At 69.6% G+C, this 17730-nt stretch carries 15 protein-coding genes; 10 read left to right on the top strand and 5 right to left on the bottom strand.

What is annotated here, in order from left to right; genetic code table 11:
- Positions 1-53 precede the first annotated feature (53 nt).
- A complete protein-coding gene (locus DQW50_RS05875) occupies positions 54-1088 on the top strand; it encodes a D-2-hydroxyacid dehydrogenase (protein ID WP_112078361.1) in 1035 nt (344 codons plus the stop codon).
- 48 nt (positions 1089-1136) lie between these two features.
- Here the strand turns inward: DQW50_RS05875 and DQW50_RS05870 are convergent, their stop codons facing one another.
- Positions 1137-2372 carry a PLP-dependent aminotransferase family protein gene (locus DQW50_RS05870; RefSeq protein ID WP_112078360.1) on the bottom strand — a complete coding sequence of 412 codons (1236 nt, stop codon included), beginning with the start codon at positions 2370-2372 and terminating at the stop codon, positions 1137-1139.
- A 301-nt stretch (positions 2373-2673) separates the two neighbouring features.
- Between DQW50_RS05870 and DQW50_RS05865 the strand changes: the two genes are divergently transcribed.
- From DQW50_RS05865 to DQW50_RS05845, 5 genes are all read left to right on the top strand, one after another.
- Positions 2674-4299 (top strand): ABC transporter substrate-binding protein, encoded by a 1626-nt coding sequence (locus tag DQW50_RS05865; RefSeq protein WP_112078359.1) that lies wholly within the window; start codon positions 2674-2676, stop codon positions 4297-4299.
- A 149-nt stretch (positions 4300-4448) separates the two neighbouring features.
- Positions 4449-5447: an ABC transporter permease gene (locus tag DQW50_RS05860; RefSeq protein ID WP_255417620.1), complete on the top strand. Its 999-nt coding sequence runs from the start codon at positions 4449-4451 to the stop codon at positions 5445-5447.
- Positions 5444-6472 carry an ABC transporter permease gene (locus tag DQW50_RS05855; RefSeq protein ID WP_112078358.1) on the top strand — a complete coding sequence of 343 codons (1029 nt, stop codon included), beginning with the start codon at positions 5444-5446 and terminating at the stop codon, positions 6470-6472. Before DQW50_RS05860 ends, DQW50_RS05855 begins: the two co-directional genes overlap by 4 nt.
- A gap of 1 nt (position 6473) precedes the next feature.
- Positions 6474-7592 (top strand): ABC transporter ATP-binding protein, encoded by a 1119-nt coding sequence (locus DQW50_RS05850; protein ID WP_112078357.1) that lies wholly within the window; start codon positions 6474-6476, stop codon positions 7590-7592.
- The gene (locus tag DQW50_RS05845; RefSeq protein ID WP_112078356.1) at positions 7589-8953 is read left to right on the top strand and encodes an ABC transporter ATP-binding protein; all 1365 of its coding nucleotides are present in this window, start codon (positions 7589-7591) and stop codon (positions 8951-8953) included. Before DQW50_RS05850 ends, DQW50_RS05845 begins: the two co-directional genes overlap by 4 nt.
- Positions 8954-8964: 11 nt before the next feature.
- Here the strand turns inward: DQW50_RS05845 and DQW50_RS05840 are convergent, their stop codons facing one another.
- Together DQW50_RS05840 and DQW50_RS05835 are read right to left on the bottom strand one after the other, a co-directional pair.
- Positions 8965-9462, bottom strand: coding sequence for a hypothetical protein (locus DQW50_RS05840; RefSeq protein ID WP_112078355.1), 498 nt, complete (start codon positions 9460-9462; stop codon positions 8965-8967).
- A gap of 4 nt (positions 9463-9466) precedes the next feature.
- Positions 9467-9823 (bottom strand): dihydroneopterin aldolase family protein, encoded by a 357-nt coding sequence (locus DQW50_RS05835; RefSeq protein ID WP_112078354.1) that lies wholly within the window; start codon positions 9821-9823, stop codon positions 9467-9469.
- Between the two features lie 124 nt (positions 9824-9947).
- Between DQW50_RS05835 and DQW50_RS05830 the strand changes: the two genes are divergently transcribed.
- The 3 genes from DQW50_RS05830 (at position 9948) to DQW50_RS05820 (ending at position 13502) form a co-directional block, all read left to right on the top strand.
- Positions 9948-11255, top strand: coding sequence for an MFS transporter (locus tag DQW50_RS05830; RefSeq protein ID WP_112078353.1), 1308 nt, complete (start codon positions 9948-9950; stop codon positions 11253-11255).
- 63 nt (positions 11256-11318) lie between these two features.
- Positions 11319-12638, top strand: a complete 1320-nt coding sequence (locus DQW50_RS05825) for an amidohydrolase (protein WP_112078352.1) — start codon at positions 11319-11321, stop codon at positions 12636-12638.
- Between the two features lie 78 nt (positions 12639-12716).
- Positions 12717-13502: a topoisomerase DNA-binding C4 zinc finger domain-containing protein gene (locus DQW50_RS05820; RefSeq protein ID WP_112078351.1), complete on the top strand. Its 786-nt coding sequence runs from the start codon at positions 12717-12719 to the stop codon at positions 13500-13502.
- A 21-nt stretch (positions 13503-13523) separates the two neighbouring features.
- Here DQW50_RS05820 and DQW50_RS05815 read toward each other — a convergent pair whose 3' ends face one another.
- Together DQW50_RS05815 and DQW50_RS05810 are read right to left on the bottom strand one after the other, a co-directional pair.
- Complete coding sequence (locus DQW50_RS05815) at positions 13524-14510, bottom strand: tyrosine--tRNA ligase (RefSeq protein WP_112078350.1); 987 nt, start codon at positions 14508-14510, stop codon at positions 13524-13526.
- 61 nt (positions 14511-14571) lie between these two features.
- Complete coding sequence (locus tag DQW50_RS05810; protein WP_112078349.1) at positions 14572-16617, bottom strand: DUF460 domain-containing protein; 2046 nt, start codon at positions 16615-16617, stop codon at positions 14572-14574.
- Positions 16618-16729: 112 nt separating this feature from the next.
- On the opposite strand from DQW50_RS05810, the gene rio1 reads away from it, so the two are divergent.
- Positions 16730-17671: a serine/threonine-protein kinase Rio1 gene (gene rio1, locus DQW50_RS05805; RefSeq protein ID WP_112078348.1), complete on the top strand. Its 942-nt coding sequence runs from the start codon at positions 16730-16732 to the stop codon at positions 17669-17671.
- The last annotated feature ends 59 nt before the right edge of the window (positions 17672-17730 follow it).

Genomic DNA, 17730 nt, shown 5'->3' with positions numbered 1-17730 from the left:
CCGGCCTCCCGGGCGTGCCGAACCGTCGCGGCGACCGACCACCTCGAGCAGCCATGAGTCGGCACGCGAACACAGCCGGTGACGACGGTGCGGACGTCGCGGGCAACGGAACGGCCGCCGACGGGATCGACGTCCTGGTCCACCACAGCGTTCCGGGCGTCTTCGGCGCCGACTTCGGCCGACGGCTGTGCTCCCGTATCGACCCGGTGCTCTCGGCGGACGACGGGATCGAGACGGCGACGACCGCCGCCGAGTCCGGGGCGGCGCTCGGCGACGCGGACGTCGTCCTCACGGTTCGGCCGGTCGGCGAGGGGCTCCCCGACGGGGCGGCCCCCGACTGGATCCAGACGCTGAACTCCGGCGTCGACTCCTACGACCTCGACGGGCTCGCCGAGCGGGGGACGGCCGTGACGAACGCCGCCGGCGTCGCGGCGAACCCGATCGCCGAGCAGGTGCTGGGCTACATGCTCACTTTCGAGCGTCGGATCCACAGGGGGATCCGCCAGCAGGAGCGTGCGGGCACCTGGCGCAAGTACTCCGCCGGCGAGCTGCGCGGGAAGACGCTCGGGATCGTCGGCGTCGGCGCCATCGGGACGCGCGTCGCCGAGCTCGCCGCGGGGTTCGACATGGACGTGATCGGCACGAAACGGACGCCGGAGACGGCCCCCGACGTCGTCGACGAGGCACACCTGCCCTCGTGGCTACCCGAGCTTCTCGTCCGCTCCGACTACGTCGTCCTCGCGTGCCCGCTCGTCGCGGAGACGCGCGGGCTGATCGGCAGCGAGGAGCTGATGGCGATGGGGTCGGACGCCGTCCTCGTGAACGTGGCGCGCGGCGGGGTCGTCGACGAGCCCGCGCTCGAGACCGCCCTCCAGCAGGGTCGGATCCGGGGTGCTGCCCTCGACGTCTTCGAGGAGGAGCCGCTCCCGGCGGACTCGCCGCTCTGGGACCTCCCGAACGTCGTCGTCACGCCCCACATGGCGGGGTCGACGCCGAAGTACGCGGACCGGATCGGGTCGCTGTTCGTCGAGAACTACGAGCGGTACGCCGACGGGGACCTCGAGGAGCTCCGGAACCGGGTCGTCTGAGTCCACAGCGGCCCCGCCTCCCGGGCGGTCGTCCGGACCGCGCTCCGCTCAGTCGTCGGCCTCGACCCGCGGGGTCGCCGCGCGCACCGCGCTCGCGAGCGCCCCGATCCCCTCGGCTATCTCAGCGGGCGAGACGTGGCTGAACGAGATCCGGGCGTGGCGCGTTCCCCCGTCGTCGGCGTAAAAGAACGAGCCCGGGAGGTACGTCACGCCCGCGTCGATCGCGTCCGGAAGCAGCTCCTCGGCGTCGATCCCTTCCGGGAACTCGACCCAGACGAAGAATCCGCCCTCCGGCTCGCTCCAGGTCGTTCCCGGCGGCATCCGTTCCTCGAGGCTCTCGAGCATCCGGTCGCGGCGTTCCTCGTAGCCAGCACACAGCTCGTCGACGGCGCGCTCGAGCCGGCCGTCCGCGGCGTAGCTGGTGATGAGCCCGCGGGTGAAACTGGGTTCGCCGCCGGCGTTGACCCGGTCGAACTGTTCGACGGTCGGCTCCTCGGCGATGATCCAGCCCGTCCGGACGCCGGGCGCGATCGTCTTCGAGAACGTGTTGACCCGGATCGCCCGGCCGCTCCCGTCGAAGGCCTTGATCGGCGGCGGCTCCGTCCCGTCGTAGCGGAGCTGGCCGTACGGGTCGTCCTCGAGGACCACGAAGTCGTACGTCTCGGCCAGCTCGAGCAGTCGCTCGCGACGCTCGCCGGACAGCGTCACGCCCGTGGGGTTGTGGAAGTTGGGGATCGTGTACAGGAGCGTCGGTAGCGGCTCGCCGGCGGCGTCGCGGGCCGCGAGCGCGTCGGCCACCGCGTCGACGTCGAGGCCGTCCCCGTCCACGTCGAACCCCTCGATGTCGACGTCGTAGTTGCGGAACAGCCGCAGCGCGCCCATGAACGTGGGCGACTCGACGAACACCGTGTCGCCGGGGTCGAGGAACGTCTGGCACACCGTGTCGATCGCGTTGGTCGCGCCGTTCGTGACGTGTATCTCGTCGGTCGTACAGTCGATGCCGCGGTCGCGTGCGCGCTCTGCGATCACCGTCTCGAGGTCGTCGGCGCGTTCGCCGCCGCCGTACTGGAGCGCGCGGTCCCCTTCGGCCTCGAAGAGGGACTCCGCGGCCGAGAGCAGTTCGTCGTTCGGGAACGAGTCGGGGTAGGGGAAGCCGAAGCTCAGCGGGACGGCGTCCGCGTCCCGGATCGACCGCCACGCCCCGTAGACGGACCCGTCCATCGTCTCCCGGACGGTCTCGCTGTAGAGGTGGCAGAGCCCGTCCGGGCGATGTGTGTCGTTCATCTCGGTTCGTCCGATCCCAGTTAGAACACGTTCTTAAGTCTTCTCACCGGAATTCGCGAATGTATAACCATGTATTCACAATATAGTGTCGGTATCGTTCGTATCTTTCGAGAAATATGATCGTCTTCTACCCATCGATCCCGATCCGTCGATCTCGTCGGTCGGCCCACGGTCCGGGGTCCCGATCCGGAGCGGACCGGCGGAGATCGGGGTGAGACCACGCGTTCGTGTACACGATCGGGGGAAAGGGTCCCGAAACGAGCAACAACACTTATGTTTTTCCTCCAATAATTCCGCTCGCATGCCCCGTGATAACGCATCAGACCGAACCTTGAGCCGTCGACGGCTCCTCGCGAGCGGAGCCGCGCTCTCGACGTCGACCCTCCTCGCCGGCTGTGCCGGTGGTGGCGGCGGCGGCGGCGGCGGTAGCGACCTCCCGGACCAGGAGCTGTACTTCGGGCAGGTGAAAGGCCCCCTCGACATGGACCCGATCGTCATCAACGACGTCCCCTCCGCGCAGATCGCCGGGCAGGTCTACGACGGCCTCTACGAGTACGACTCGGGGGTGGGGATCGTCCCGAAGATCGCCGCCGAGGAGCCCACGATCGAGCGCGACGGGACCAGGTACGTCATCCCCCTCCGCGAGGACGCGGAGTTCCAGAACGGCGACCCCGTCACCGCCGACGACGTCGTCCACACGCTCCTCGCGCCCGCCGAGGAGGAGACCGAGAACGCGGCCGAAGTCGACATGATCGACACCGCGGAGGCGGTCGACGAGACGACCGTCCAGGTCGATCTGGCGTTCCCGTACGGGGCGTTCGAGACGACGCTCGTCCGGAGCGTGGTGAACAAGTCGGTTCGCACCGACGACCGGGAGGCGTACAACACGGACCCCGTCGGCTCCGGCCCGTACGAACTCGTCGAGTGGGAGCCCGAGAACTTCGCGACGCTGGAACGCTGGGACGGCTACTGGGACGACTCGAACGGGCTCCCGAACGTCGCGACGATCGAGTTCGACCCGATCGAGGAGCAGACGACTCGGGTGACGGAGCTCGAGACCGGGAACCTCGACATCATCGAGACGATCCCGCCCCAGCTGTACGAGACCGTCGAGAACAACGAGAACGCCACGATCGACGAGGAGCCCGGCGTCGGATACTTCTACCTCGCGTTCAACTGTGGCGACGGGCCCACCACCGACCCCGTGGTGCGGGAGGCGGTCGACTACTCGTTCTCGATGGACCAGGCCGTCGAGAACTTCGTCGAGCCCGCCGGCGTCCGCCAGATCAGCCCGTACCCGCGAACGATGGCCGAGGAGTGGGACTTCCCGCTCGACGAGTGGGGGGACGTCCAGCACGACCGCGACCTCGAGACGGCCGAACAGCTGTTCGAGGAGGCCGGCGTCGCGATGGACTACGAGTGGCGGATCATCGTCCCGCCGGACGACATGCGCGAACAGATCGGCGTCTCGATCGGCGACGGCCTCCAGAACGTCGGGTTCGAGAACGTCGAGGTCCAGCGGCTCGACTGGGGGACGTTCACCGAGGCGTACCAGAGCGACGACGGGCCGAGCAGCGAGGACGAGTTCAACATGTACACGCTGGGCTGGTCGGGGTCGCCGGACCCGGACGCGTTCGCGTACCACCTGTTGAGCCAGGAGGTCGAGGGCGTCACCAACGGAACGTTCCACGACTACGACGAGGCGTCCGATATGATCCTCGAGGCCCGCGAGAGCGCCGACCGCGAGGAGCGCAGACAGCTCTACATCGACGCGACGACGGAGCTACTGGAGGGCCGCGTCCACCTCCCGGCGTACAACCTCAACAACTCTTACGGGATCCACGAGCGCGTCTCGGACTTCAGCGCGCACGCGATCTCCTCGGAGATACAGATCTTCACCGGACACAACAACGTCGCGGTGGAGTAACGCTCTCGCCGACCGCATCCCGCAGTCGGGGTCTCCCGAAATCGAGGTCCGCTCCGGGACGGCGGCCTCGATCCGGGATACCGGCCCGACCGTGTGAACGGTCGATTTAATGGATCGCTCGCCGACCGATACACACGTCACGACACGAGATGGGTCTCCTACGGTACACACTCTGGCGGTTCGCACAGTCGATCCCCGTACTGATCGGTATCATCACGATAACGTTCTTCCTCGCCAACCAGATCCCCGGCGACCCGGTCGAGATCATGTTGGGTCCGAGCCCCGCACAGGAGCAGGTGGAGGCGATACAGGCGAGGTACGGGCTCGACCGCCCCGCCCACGAGCGGTACCTGACGTACCTCGCCGGCGTGGCGACGGGCGACCTGGGCTGGAGCATCTACTACGACAGACCGGTCCTGGAGATGATCCTGTTGCGGCTCCCGGTGACGATGTACCTCACCGTCTCGGCGTTCGCCTTCGCGATCGTCACGGCGATCCCGCTCGGCGTGCTCTCGGCGAAGCGGCGGAACGAGCCGGCCGACCACGTCTCCCGCGTGGTCTCGCTCGTCGGCGTCTCGACGCCGTCGTTCTGGATCGGGCTGATGCTCATCATCGTCTTCGCGTTCCACCTCGGCTGGTTCCCGGCCAGGGGGCTCCCGCTCCCGTGGGCGTCGCCGGCGGACGTCCGCGGGGCGTCGACGCAGGTCGAGGTGGTCCGCACGTCGCTGTACCACCTAGCGATGCCGATGGTCGCGCTCGGGACGCTCCAGATGGCGCAGATCACGCGTATCGAGCGGTCGTCGATGGTCGACTCGTTACAGGGCGAGTACGTCAAGCTCGCCCGCGCGTACGGCGTCCCGGAGTCGACGATCGTCCGCAAACACGCCTTCCAGGTCGCACAGCTCCCCGTCATCACGATCGTCGGGCTCGGTCTCTCGACCGCGCTCGGAGGCGCGGTCCTGACCGAGACGGTCTTCGAGATCCAGGGGATGGGCCGGCTGATAATCACCGCGATCAACAACCAGGACTACGAACTGATCATGGGAACGACGTTCATGTTCGGCGTCGCGTTCGTCGTCGGGGTCATCATCACCGACATCGCGTACGCGTACATCGACCCGCGGGTCACCTACGGTGACGAGGCATGACGGCTCGCGATCCCGACTCGCCGTCGGACGACGCGAGGGCCGACGGCACGACGACCGACGCGACGACGGACGACTCGCCGACCCACGACGCGGCGGCCGGGAGCGACGAGATCGAAACGCGCGTCGGCCTCCGATACACGTTGCGGCAGGTCAAACGCGACACGACCGCCCGGATCGGGATCTACACGGTCGGGTTCGTCACCTTCGTGGCCGTCCTCGCCTCGATCGACTACTACGTCTTCGATTACGCGGTCGCGGAGGCGGTCTGGTACAGCCCGGTCTCGGACCCCGAAGAGGTCCAGCGGCTCCTCCCGCCGGTGTTCATGGAGAACCAGTTCGGCACTGGCGTGCTCGAACACCCGATGGGGACCGACCACCGTGGGCGTGATATCTTCGTCCGCTTGTTCTACGGCACGCGGATCGCCATCACCGTCGGCTTCATGGCCACGGGGATCGGCCTCGGCGGCGGCACGCTGATCGGCGCGGTCTCCGGCTACTACGGCGGCTGGATCGACGACGTCCTCCAGCGCGTTACCGAGACCGTCTACGCCATCCCGTTCCTCGTGTTGGTGATCGCGTTCATGACCGCGTTCGGCCGCGACCTCACCTTCGCGATGATCGGCGTGGGGATCACGTCGATACCCGTGTTCAACCGGTTGATCCGTTCGCGGGTGGTCTCCGTCCGCGAGGAGGACTACATCGAGGCCGCCCGCGCGGCCGGCGTGAAGGACCGGAACATCATCCTCAGACACGTCATCCCCAACAGCTTCGCGCCGGTGCTCGTCCAGGCGACGCTCCAGATCGGGGTGAGCATCCTCATCGTCGCCGGGCTCTCGTTCCTCGGGTTCGGCGCGCAGCCGCCGACCCCCTCGTGGGGACAGATGCTCTCGGCGTCGCGCAACTACATGCTCCCCGCCCCGACGTTCAGCCTCTTCCCCGGCATCGCCATCCTCGTCACTGTCGTCGGATTCAACATCCTCGGCGACGGGCTCCAGGACGCACTCGACCCGCGGATCAACAACTGACATGAGCGACCCACTACTCAGCGTCGAGAACCTCAAAACGCAGTTCTTCACCGAAGACGGAACCGTCCGGGCGGTCGACGGGATCTCCTTCGACGTTCACGAGGGAGAGATCGTCGGGCTCGTCGGCGAGTCCGGCGCCGGGAAGTCGGTCGCCACGTCGAGCCTCCTCCGGCTCGTGGACAGCCCCGGCGAGATCGTCGGCGGCGAGGTCACGTTCAAGGGGCGGACCCTCTTCGGGCTCGAGGAGGACGCAAACGGCGATCTTCGGCCCCGCGACGACATGCTCTCCGAGGAGGAGATGCGCCGGGAGATCCGCGGCAGGGAGATCGCGATCATCTTCCAGGACCCCATGGAGTCGCTCAATCCCGTCTTCACCGTCGGGGGTCAGCTCCGCGAGTTCATCGAGCTCAACCGGGACCTCTCCGAGGAGGAGGCGAAACGCGAGGCGATAGACATGCTCCGGGAGGTGGGGATCCCCGCTCCGGAGACCCGGTACGACGAGTACCCACACCAGTTCTCCGGCGGGATGCGCCAGCGCGTGCTCATCGCGATGGCGCTCGCGTGTCAGCCCGACCTGATCATCGCGGACGAGCCGACGACCGCCCTCGACGTTACCGTCGAGGGGCAGATCCTCGCGATGGTCGAGGAGCTCCAACGGAAGTACGACACCTCCTTCGTCTGGGTGACCCACGACATGAGCGTCGTCGCGGAGATCTGCGACCGCGTGAACGTCATGTACCTCGGCGAGATCATCGAGCACGCGACCGTCGACGACCTGTTCTACGACACCAAACACCCGTACACCCGGGCGCTGCTCGACTCGATGCCCCGCCCCGACGAGACGGTCCACGAGCTGAACCCGATCCGGGGGGTGATGCCGGAGGCGATCGACCCGCCCTCCGGCTGTCGGTTCCATCCGCGGTGTCCCGACGGCCGGGAGGTGTGCCGGGAGGTCCACCCCGAGCCACGCGACCTCGCCGAGGCGGGCGAGCCGACACACCGCGCGGCCTGCGTGAAATACGATGCGTTCGACGTGGGATACGACGAGAGCCGGCCGCTCGAGGCGGACGTCACCGGCGGGTTCGACGCCGGACTGACCGAGACGGGGGGAGACGAATGAGCCGAACGGGCGGCGGCGACGAGCCCCTCCTGGAGGTCAGAGAGCTGTGTAAGTACTTCTCCGACGGGGGCGGCCTGCTCGGCGGAATGACCCTCGATCCGGAGTTCCCCTTCCTCAAGCGTCGACACGGTGACGTCCGCGCCGTCGAATCGGTCAGCTTCGACATCAACGAGGGGGAGACGCTCGGGCTCGTCGGCGAGTCGGGCTGTGGGAAGTCCACGCTCGCCCGGACGGTGCTACGACTTCTCGAGCCCACCTCGGGGAGCGTCTACTTCAAGGGCGAGGACCTGGCGTCGCTCTCGGGCGAGCCGCTCCGCCGGAAGCGCAAGGACATGCAGATGATCTTCCAGGACCCGCAGTCGTCGCTCGACCCGCGAATGAAGGTCGGTCCCATCGTCGAGGAGCCGATGAAGGCACACGGGATGCTCGACGAGGAGGGACGCGAGGCGCGGGCCAAGGAGCTGTTGGAGAAGGTGGGGCTCGACCCGCAACACTACAACCGCTACCCGCACGCGTTCTCGGGCGGCCAGCGCCAGCGGGTGAACCTCGCTCGCGCGCTGTCGGTGAACCCCGACTTCATCGTCTGTGACGAGCCGGTCTCGGCGCTCGACGTCTCGATCCAGGCGCAGGTGCTCAACACGATGCGGGACCTCCAGGAGGAGTTCGACCTTACGTACCTGTTCATCGCCCACGACCTGAGCGTGATCCGGCACATCTCCGACCGCGTCGCCGTGATGTACCTCGGGCGGGTGGTCGAGATCGCGGACAAGGAGGAGCTGTTCGAGAACCCTCGACACCCGTACACGCGGGCTCTTCTCGACGCGATCCCCGTTCCCGACCCGCGAAGCGAGGGGCGGACGGCGCTTCTCACGGGCGACGTTCCCTCGCCGATCGACCCGCCCTCGGGCTGTCGCTTCCGGACGCGGTGTCCGTCGCTGATCCAGCCCGCAGCATACGACATGACCGACCCCGAGTGGGCGAACGTCGTCGCGTTCCAGCGGGCGGTGAAACGCCGCTCGTTCGAGGCGACGAACCGCACGGCGATCCGGGACCGTCACTTCGCCGACGCGAAGCCCCGCGGGGAGGCTGGGTCCGTCGTCGACGAGGCGATCGGCCACGTCGCCGCCGGGGAGTGGGCGGAGGCGGAGCGGCTACTCACGGAGTCGTTCGCCGACCGAAGCGTCTGTGCGACGGACGAGCCCGCCTACGAGGTGTCGCCGACGTACGGCGAGAGCCGGCACTACGCCGCCTGCCATCTCGTCCGCGACGACGCGGTCGCGGCGGGCGAGGAGACGAGACTCCCGACGTCGGCCGGCGGGACGGCGGACGGGAGCGTCGTCGGCAACGAGGCGGACGACTGAGCGCGTCGCGTTCAGCGGATCCGGATCCCGGTCGAGTCCTCGTGGTGCGACGCGGGGTCCGCGACGGCGAGGAACGCGGAGACGGTGTGTTCGCCCCGTTCGGCGGGGACCGACCGGTCGAGGCCGGTCCCGTTCTCCCGTCTGAACCGGCCGTTCCAGGTGGCCGTGGCGACCTTGGTCTCGCCGGCCCGGAACGCGACCGTACCGGGTTCGGACCTGACGTACCGCCGCTCGTCGCTCGCCTCGAGGACGCCGTCGACGCGCCACCCCCACTGCCGACGCGTGGTCGTCTCGAGTTCGACCGGCACGGGGAGCCGGTTCCGCAGCCGGACCGTGATCTCGACGGGGTCGCCGCGCGCGTACTCCGTCCCGTCGGTCTCGACCTCGACCGCGACCGCACGGCGGCCGAGCCGCCCGGGGACGACCCGACCGATCGCGTCGCTCAGGTAGTTCCTCGTGTCGTCGAAGCCCGTCCTGTCGGCCGAGCCGTCGTGACGTCGTCGGCCCATCGTCTCACTCGTCGCGCTCGTCGTCCGCCACCGAGACCAGCTCCATCAACGGGTAGCCGTCGACCATCGTCATCCGCGTGTCGACGACGACGCCCTCGTAGTCGATCCGCATCTCGACGTCCATGAGCGAGCCGGTCAGCTCGGTGTAGCCGTTCGCGTGGTCGATCGCGTCCGCGACGCGGTCGTCGTGGATCGCGACGCTCACTGACGCACAGAACGGCTGGTTCTCGATCGCCTCCGCCATCGCGGTCTCTAGGCTCCGCGTGCTCGCCGGGCTCACTGGCGTCCCGGCGAACTGGTGGTACAACGAGCCGAACTTGATCCCCGCCTCGAAACACGCCTGTTGGGCGTCGGTGGCCATGTTCGCAGGCGGGGGCCGTCGGCGTAAGAAGCTTCGGAGCCGCGTCGTCGGGCCCGGGACGAGCCTTCGCGTCCCCCGCCGCCTTCGAAGCGCTTTATTCCTCCCGACGAGCATCGTCGGGTGAATGAACGAGAACGGCCGGTCGATCGTGGCGTTCACGATGGTGTCTCACGCGATCGTCCACACCTACGAGCTCTCGATCCCGATCCTCGTCGTGATCTGGCTCTCCGAGTTCTCCGTGACGACCGCGACGATCGGCACCATCGTGGCGGTGGGCTACGCGCTCTTCGGGATCGGCGCGCTCCCGAGCGGGATCCTCGCGGACCGCTACAGCACGAAGTCGATGGTCCTCGTCGGGTTGGCGGGGATGGGCGCGTCCTTCCTGCTCTTGAGCACTGCCCAGGGGACGGCGACGATCGCGCTCGCGCTCGGCCTGTGGGGCGTCTTCGCGAGCGTCCACCACCCGGCGTCGCTCTCCCTGATCTCGACGGGGGTCGAGGAGAGCGGGACCGGCTTCGCCTACCACGGGATGGCCGGCAACCTGGGGATCGCGTTCGGCCCGCTCGTCACCGCCTCGCTGCTCATCCTCTTCGAATGGCGGCTCGTCTCCGCGCTGCTCGTCGCACCCGCCGTGCTCGCGGTCGCGTACGCGCTGACCGCCGAGTTCGACGAGATGGCGGCCGTCGACGTCGAGGAGATCGGGGGGAACGACGGGACGGGAGACGCCGACGAAACGGGAGACGCCGACGGGACCGGGGACGACGGCCGGTCCGCCGGTCCCGAGTCGATCGGCGCGTTCCTCGCGGACAGCCGGGCGCTTTTCACCCTCGGGTTCGCGCTCGCGATGGCGGTCGTCCTCATGAACGGGATCTTCTACCGCGGCGTGCTCACCTTCCTGCCGGACGTGTTGGGCGGGTACCTCCCGGACGTCTCGGGCACCATCGGCCTCTTCGCGCCGGACAGCCCGATGGCCGAGGAGTTCGACCTCGCCTCCTACCTGTACGCGGGGCTCTTGACCGTCGGGATAGCCGGGCAGTACGTCGGCGGCAAGCTCACCGACCGGATCCAGGTGTCCGCCGGGTTGGCTGTGGTGTTCACGGCGCTCGTCGTCCTCGCCGTGCTCTTCATCCCGGTCGCCGAGGCCGGCCTCTGGCCGCTCGTCGCGATGAGCGCCGTGTTCGGCTTCGTCCTCTTCTCGATCCAGCCGCTGTACCAGGCCGCGATCGCCGTCTACAGCCCGCCTGACGGCCGCGGGCTCTCGTACGGCTACACCTACCTCGCCAACTTCGGGGTCGGCGCTGCCGGCGCGGCGCTCGCCGGCTACCTCCTCGGGGTCACGACCGTGCGCGGGACGTTCCTGGTGCTGGCGCTCGTGCCGGCGGTGGGCGCGGTCGTCGCGCTCGTGCTGTACTCGGTCGTCGACGCGGAGTAGGTCGCGTCGCCCCCGCCGGCGACGAACGGAAGGCGTTAGGCCCGCGGCGCGGAACCGACCCGCATGGACACGCTTCGTATCACCGGCGGTCGGGTCCTCCACCCCGACGGCCGCGTGCGGGAGGGCGACGTCGTCGTCGACCGCGAGACGGGAACGGTCCACGCCGTCGGCGACGGCGGGTCGGTCGCCGAGCACGTCGCCGACGCCTCGGAGACGCTCGACGCGACCGGCGGGCTCGTGATCCCCGGGCTGGTCAACGCACACACCCACGTCTCGATGACGTTGCTGCGCGGCTACGCCGACGACAAACCGCTCGACGCGTGGCTCCGCGAGGACATCTGGCCGGCGGAGGCGGAGCTCACCGACGACGACATCGAGGTCGGCGCGGAGCTGGGCGTCCTCGAGATGATCCGGTCGGGGACGACCGCGTTCGCGGACATGTACTTCGCGACCGACCGCGTCGCCGACGTGGTCGACCGTGCGGGCCTGCGCGCGCGGCTCGGCCACGGCGTCGTCACGGTCGGGAAGGACGAGGAGGCGGCGGTCGACGACGTCGAGGAGAGCCTGTCGGTCGCCGCCGAGCTCGACGGCGCCGCTGACGGCCGGATCCGGACCGCGTTCATGCCGCACTCGCTGACGACGGTGGACGAGACCTACCTCCGCGAGGGGATGGAGCGAGCGAACGAGGCCGGGATCCCCGTCCACCTCCACGCCAACGAGACGCGCGAGGAGGTCGACCCGATCGTCGCCGAGCGCGGGGAGCGCCCCCTCGAGTACGCCGACGACCTCGGCGCGCTCGGCGAGGGGACCTTCCTCGCCCACTGCGTCCACGTCGACGACGCGGAGATAGCCCTGCTCGCCGGGACGGGGACCGCGGCCGTCCACTGTCCGGCCTCGAACATGAAGCTGGCGAGCGGGACCGCCCCCGTCCAGCGCATGCGCGAGGCGGGCGTCACGGTCGCGCTCGGCACCGACGGGGCGGCCTCGAACAACGACCTCGACCTCTTCGACGAGATGCGCGACGCCGCGATGGTCGGCAAGCTCGCTACGGGGGACGCCAGCGCGGTGCCCGCCGAGGCCGTCGTGGAGATGGCGACCGCCGGCGGCGCGGACGCGCTCGACCTGCCCGGTGGTCGGATCGCCGAGGGAGCGGCGGCCGACCTCGCCGTCGTCGACCTCGACGCGCCGCACCTGACGCCGGTCCACGACCCCGTCTCACACCTCGCGTACGCGGTCCGCGGGAGCGACGTGCGCCACACCGTCTGTGACGGCCGCGTCCTCATGCGCGACCGCGAGGTGCTGACGATGGACGCCGACTCGGTCCGCGCCCGCGCCACGACGGCGGCGAGCGACCTCGTCTCGCGGGTCGAGGACGGGTCCTGACGTCCCCCGTCCCGACCGTTTCACACGATTCGCCTTCCCTCCCGACTGCTTAACACGCATGCCGCGGCCAGACGGCGCATGCCAGCACGCCTTCGCGTCCTCGCCGGCGACTGTCAGGTGACCGAGCGCGGCGACCGGACCCGTACCCACCGCGGCCGGGTCGTCGTCCTCATAAAGCCCGACAACACCACCCTCGTCCACGACGCCGACGGCTACCAGCCCGTGGCGTGGCTCACCCGTCCGGACTCCGTCGTCGTCGAGGGCGACGGCGCGGGGTTTACCGTCACGGCACGCGAGGGGTCCCGACAGCTCCGCGTCGTCGCCGAGGAGGCGACCGCCAGCCGGGCGCTCCCCGTCACCGAGGCGGGGATCCCGGTCGGGACCTGTCCCGACGACGACGGCCCGCTCGTGCGCTCGCGCGGCGACGTCGTCTGTCTCGGCTGCGAGCGTCGGTGGGGGCTCCCGGCGGGCGCGAGCGTCACGGACGCGACCTGCGAGGACTGCGGGTTACCGAAGGTCCGCGTCGAGCGCGGCGAGCCGTTCCACCTGTGTCTCGATCCGGCCTGCGACCCGCTCGCGGCGGCCGTCGCCGACCGGTTCGACCGCGTCTGGGACTGCCCGGACTGCGGCGGGGCGCTCGCGGTCCGGTACGCGCCCGGCCGCGTCTACCTCGCCTGCGAGAACGCTCCGGACTGTGAGACCACGCTCTCGATCCCGTCGGGCGTCGCCGTCGACGAGTGCGACTGCGGGCTCCCGGTGTTCGAGACGGCGAGCGGCCGCCGGTGTCTCGACGGGACGTGTCCGCACGAGGAGCGAACGGGGACGGACGAGGGACGACCGGGAGCGAACGGGGTCGCGCGGTGAGGACCCCGAGGGAAGACGCCGCTACTCCGCCAACTGCTCGCGGCCGGGTGCGATGAGCCGGTCGAGATATTCGGTGAGCGCGCCCTTGGCGTCCGCCGGGTGGAGTTCGCCGGACTCGAGGTCGGCCTCGAGCGCCTCGTACGCCCCGTACTCGAGGTCGCCGCCGTACTCGTTCGGACGTTCGACGACGACCGTCTCGAACCGCGGGAAGACGTGGTACTCGAACACCTGGAGGACGGGGTTCTCGCGCTCGACGCCCTCCTCGGTCGGGTCGGGATCGACGGTGGGCGGGCAGTACGCCTTGTTCACCTTCTCTTCGATCTCCTCGCGGGAGTCCTCCATCGAGAGGGTGACGCCCGTACTGGAGGACATCTTGCCCTCGCCGGTCCCGAGGTCGGCGATGAGCGGCGTGTGGAGGCTCGTCGGCGGCTCGCGGTCGATGCTCGGGAGCACGTCGCGCGCGAGCATGTGGACCTTCCGCTGTTCCATCCCGCCGACCGCGAGGTCGACCCCGAGGTACGGGATGTCGAGCGCCTGCATCAGCGGGTAGACGGCCTGTGAGACCTTCACCGAGTCGCCCGACTTGATCTCGGCCATGGCGCGCTCGGCGCGGGCCAGCGTCGTCTCGAGCTCGAGCGCGTGGAGGTCGAGCGTGTAGTCCTCGTCGAGCTGGAAGTCGGAGCCGAGCACGAACTGGGTGTTCGACTCGTCGAGCCCGTAGGCGATGAACTGGTCGCGCATCCGTTCCGCGGTGCTCCGGATCTCCGCGAACGACCCCTTGTCGTTGAGGTACGCGTGGACGTCCGCGAGGAGGACGGTGACCTCGAAGCCGGCCTCCTGGAGGTCGATCAGCTTGTTCGCCGTGAGCATGTGGCCGATGTGAAGAACGCCGGAGGGCTCGTAGCCGACGTACGCCCGTTTCCCGTCGGGGTCGTCGGCCAGCGTCTCGATCTCCTCCTCGGTGACCACCTCGGCCGTGTTCCGGGTGATCCGCTCGTAGGCGTCCATGGCTACGGTAGTGCGGGGGCTCGGCATATGACTTCTGAAAACGCCTCGGCGATCCGACCGGTCACTCCTCCGTCTCGAGTCTCGTCCCCGCCCGGTGTTCGGAGATGATCCGGTCGATCCGTTCGGCCTTCTCGTCGCGACGGCGACGCTCGGCGCGCGACTCCCAGTCGTCGATGGCCACCTCCAGCTCCGCCTCCTCGGCGACCGCGAGCTCGTCGACCTCGCGAACGGTGACGTCGTCCACGGGAACGACCGGGATCCCGTGGTCGAAGAGCACCCGGTCGGCGACCTCCGAGAGGTTGCCGTCGCGGATCACCGCGCGGGGGTCGACGTCGGCGAGCCGCTCCGCCGTCCGGCGTCCCGCCCCGGAGGCGTCCCGCAGGTAGACCACGTCGCCGGCGACGAGACCGTACGCCTCGTCGGCCGCGTCGATCGCGTCGAGCGTGAACTGTTCTACGACCTTCACGCTGGTCAGTCCCCTGTCGGCCGCGACGTCGCCGAAGTTCGAGTGGTCGAGCCGCCACAGCTCCTTGAGGGTCGCCACTTTCCCCTCGAGCGTCTCGACCGTTTCGCGGGCCTCGTCGCGCTCGCGCTCCAGGCGATCCGTCTCGCGTTCGAGCCGCGAGACGAGCCGCCGGCTCCGCGCTTCGATCCGCTCCTCGCGTTTCGCCTCCTCGAGTTCGGCCTCCAGCTCCGCGATCCGCTCGTCGCGGTCGTCGAGGTCGGCCTCGAGCGACTCCGCGTGCGACTCCAGCCGGTCGACCCGGTCGCGGAGCCGACGGATCGTCTCCTCCTCCTCGGTGCGTTCCGGCTCGGTGGGGTCCTCCTCGGGCGTCGACCCGTCCTCGTCGCCGTCGCCGGCGGCGTCCGTCCGGAGCTCCTCGATGACGGTCTCGACGGACTCGCCGCCGGCGACGACGCCGGCGATCACCGCCCCGCGGTCGAGCCGCGGCGGCGTCTTCGCCGTGATCCGCTCGAACTGGTCGGCGTGGGCGTCGTAGGCGTACAGCGCGGCCGCCAGCGCGTCGCGCTCGTGGTCGTTCCCGTAGCTCGCCTCCCGCGTCCGGTGGAGCTTCTCGTCGACCGGGAGGTCCGTCGTCGGCTGCCAGCCGGCGGCGTCGAAGGAGCGCCGGAACTTCTCGACCGTCTCGGGCATCGGCTCCACGTCGGCAGCGACGAGGATCGGCCGGCCCTGCTCGATTATCCACTCCGTCACCTCGGCGGTGTCGGCGGTCCGCGAGGAGTAGAGCGCGTGGACGGTCCCGTCGAGGCCGACGACGGCGGCCGCGGTGGTCGTCCCGGGGTCGATCCCGACGATGACGCGGTCGCGCCGCTGGACGAGCGGCTCGTACTCGATCCCGTCGCGACGCTCGCGTTCGACCTCCACGCGGACGTCGCCCGCCCGAGAGCCCGACACGGGGATCTCCTCGGGTCGGGCCTCGACGGTGAAGACGGCGTTCGCGTAGCCGCCGTACTTCTCCGTCACCTCGCGGTCGAACTCGAGGTTCGCCTCCCGGAGCTTCGACTGGACCTGCCGCGTCCGCTTCCTGACGTTGCCGTGGATCCGGCGGGTGTAGCGGTCCTGGCTCCACCCGCCCTTTCCGGTCGAGCGCCCACGCGAGACCTTGACCGTGGTCTCGTCGGTGAATGCGGTCACCTCGTGGCCGACGTTGGCCGCTGCGAGCCGGGCGGCCGCCTCGGCCTCCTTCATCGGCTCCTTTCCGTACGGGATCCCGTGGCGGGAGGCGACCCGCGAGAGCGGCTCCGGACGTTCGGCTCCCGTCACCTGGACGAGTCGGGTCCCGTCCGGTAGCGACCGCAGCAAGCCCACGAGCGCGTTCTTGTCGGGGGCCAGCTCGTAGGCGTTGTCGGTGGCGACGTACAGCGGCTCGCGGTCGTCGATCAGCCGGCGGAGCTTGCGGAGCGAGACCACGTCGCGGGTGACCCGCGCGAGCGGCCCGTCCGCGTCCGGGACGTCGGGGTCGTCGTCGTCGACCGGGTCGAGGACCACGAGCGCGTAGGAGGGGGCGTCGCCGCGGACGTCGCCGCTCTGCACGTCGACGCCGAACACCGGCCGGTCGCGGGCGCGGATCGTCCGGGATGTCACGGGATCACGTAGGCCGTTCCGCCGTATATACCCCACGCCGGGTGCGGACGCCGGGACCGTGCCGGCGGGTCGACCCGCCCGCTTATACGTCGCCGCGGCGAAGGCCGGACGAATGAGCGAGGAGTTCGTGCTGCTCGAACCCGAGGACCAACCCGGCGACGAGTGGGAGGAACTGGACGTCTCGGACACCGAGGCGGACCGGATCGCCCGCCGGCAGGACCGGGAGTTCAGCGAGTTCCGCGAACGGGTGAAAGACACCGAGCAGTTCAAACTCCAGGAGTCGGTCTTCGACGACGCGACGCTCGCCGCGGTGTACAAGCTGGTCCAGGACGGCTACGTCGACGCCTTCGGCGGTCCCGTCTCGACCGGCAAGGAGGCGAGCGTCTTCGAGGCGCTCGGCGGGGAGGCCGGCGAGCGACCCGAGCCGGGGTCGGCCGCAGCCGCCGACGAACACGCCCGCGAGGTCGCGGTGAAGGTGTACCGGATCAACTCCTCGAACTTCAGGCAGATGCGCGACTACCTCGAGGGCGACCCGCGGTTCGAGGGGATCGCGAACGACAAGAAGGCGGTCGTGCTGGCGTGGACGAAAAAGGAGTTTGCGAACCTGAAACGCGCCCGCAAGGCCGGCGTCCGCGTTCCCGAGCCCATCGCGGTCCAGCGGAACGTGCTGGTGATGGAGCTGGTCGGCCACGCCGAGGAGCGCGCCCGCCGGCTGAGCGAGGTCGACGTCGAGAACCCCGAGACCGCCTACGAGGTCGTCCGCGAGTACATGCGCCGGCTGTACCGCGCCGGGCTGATCCACGGCGACCTCTCGGAGTACAACATGATCATCCACGACGGCGAGCTGGTGGTCATCGACATGGGACAGGCCGTCACCGTTCACCACCCGAACGCCGGCGAGTTCCTCGACCGCGACTGCGAGAACGTCGCGACCTTCTTCACCCGGCAGGGGATCGAGGTCGACCCCGAGGACCTCCGCGCGTACGTGACGGAGCCGGAGCCCGACCCGACAGGGGAGCCGGAGGGGGCGTCGGAGCGGGGATCGGACGAGTAGCGAGGCCGACGATTCGGTCGAGCCGCCGGGAGTCAGACCTCGCGGGCGTAGACCGCGAG

It is taken from the genome of Halorubrum sp. 48-1-W, assembly GCF_003287355.1.
Lineage (GTDB): Archaea > Halobacteriota > Halobacteria > Halobacteriales > Haloferacaceae > Halorubrum.
This window is presented reverse-complemented; position numbering and strand designations above follow the sequence as displayed.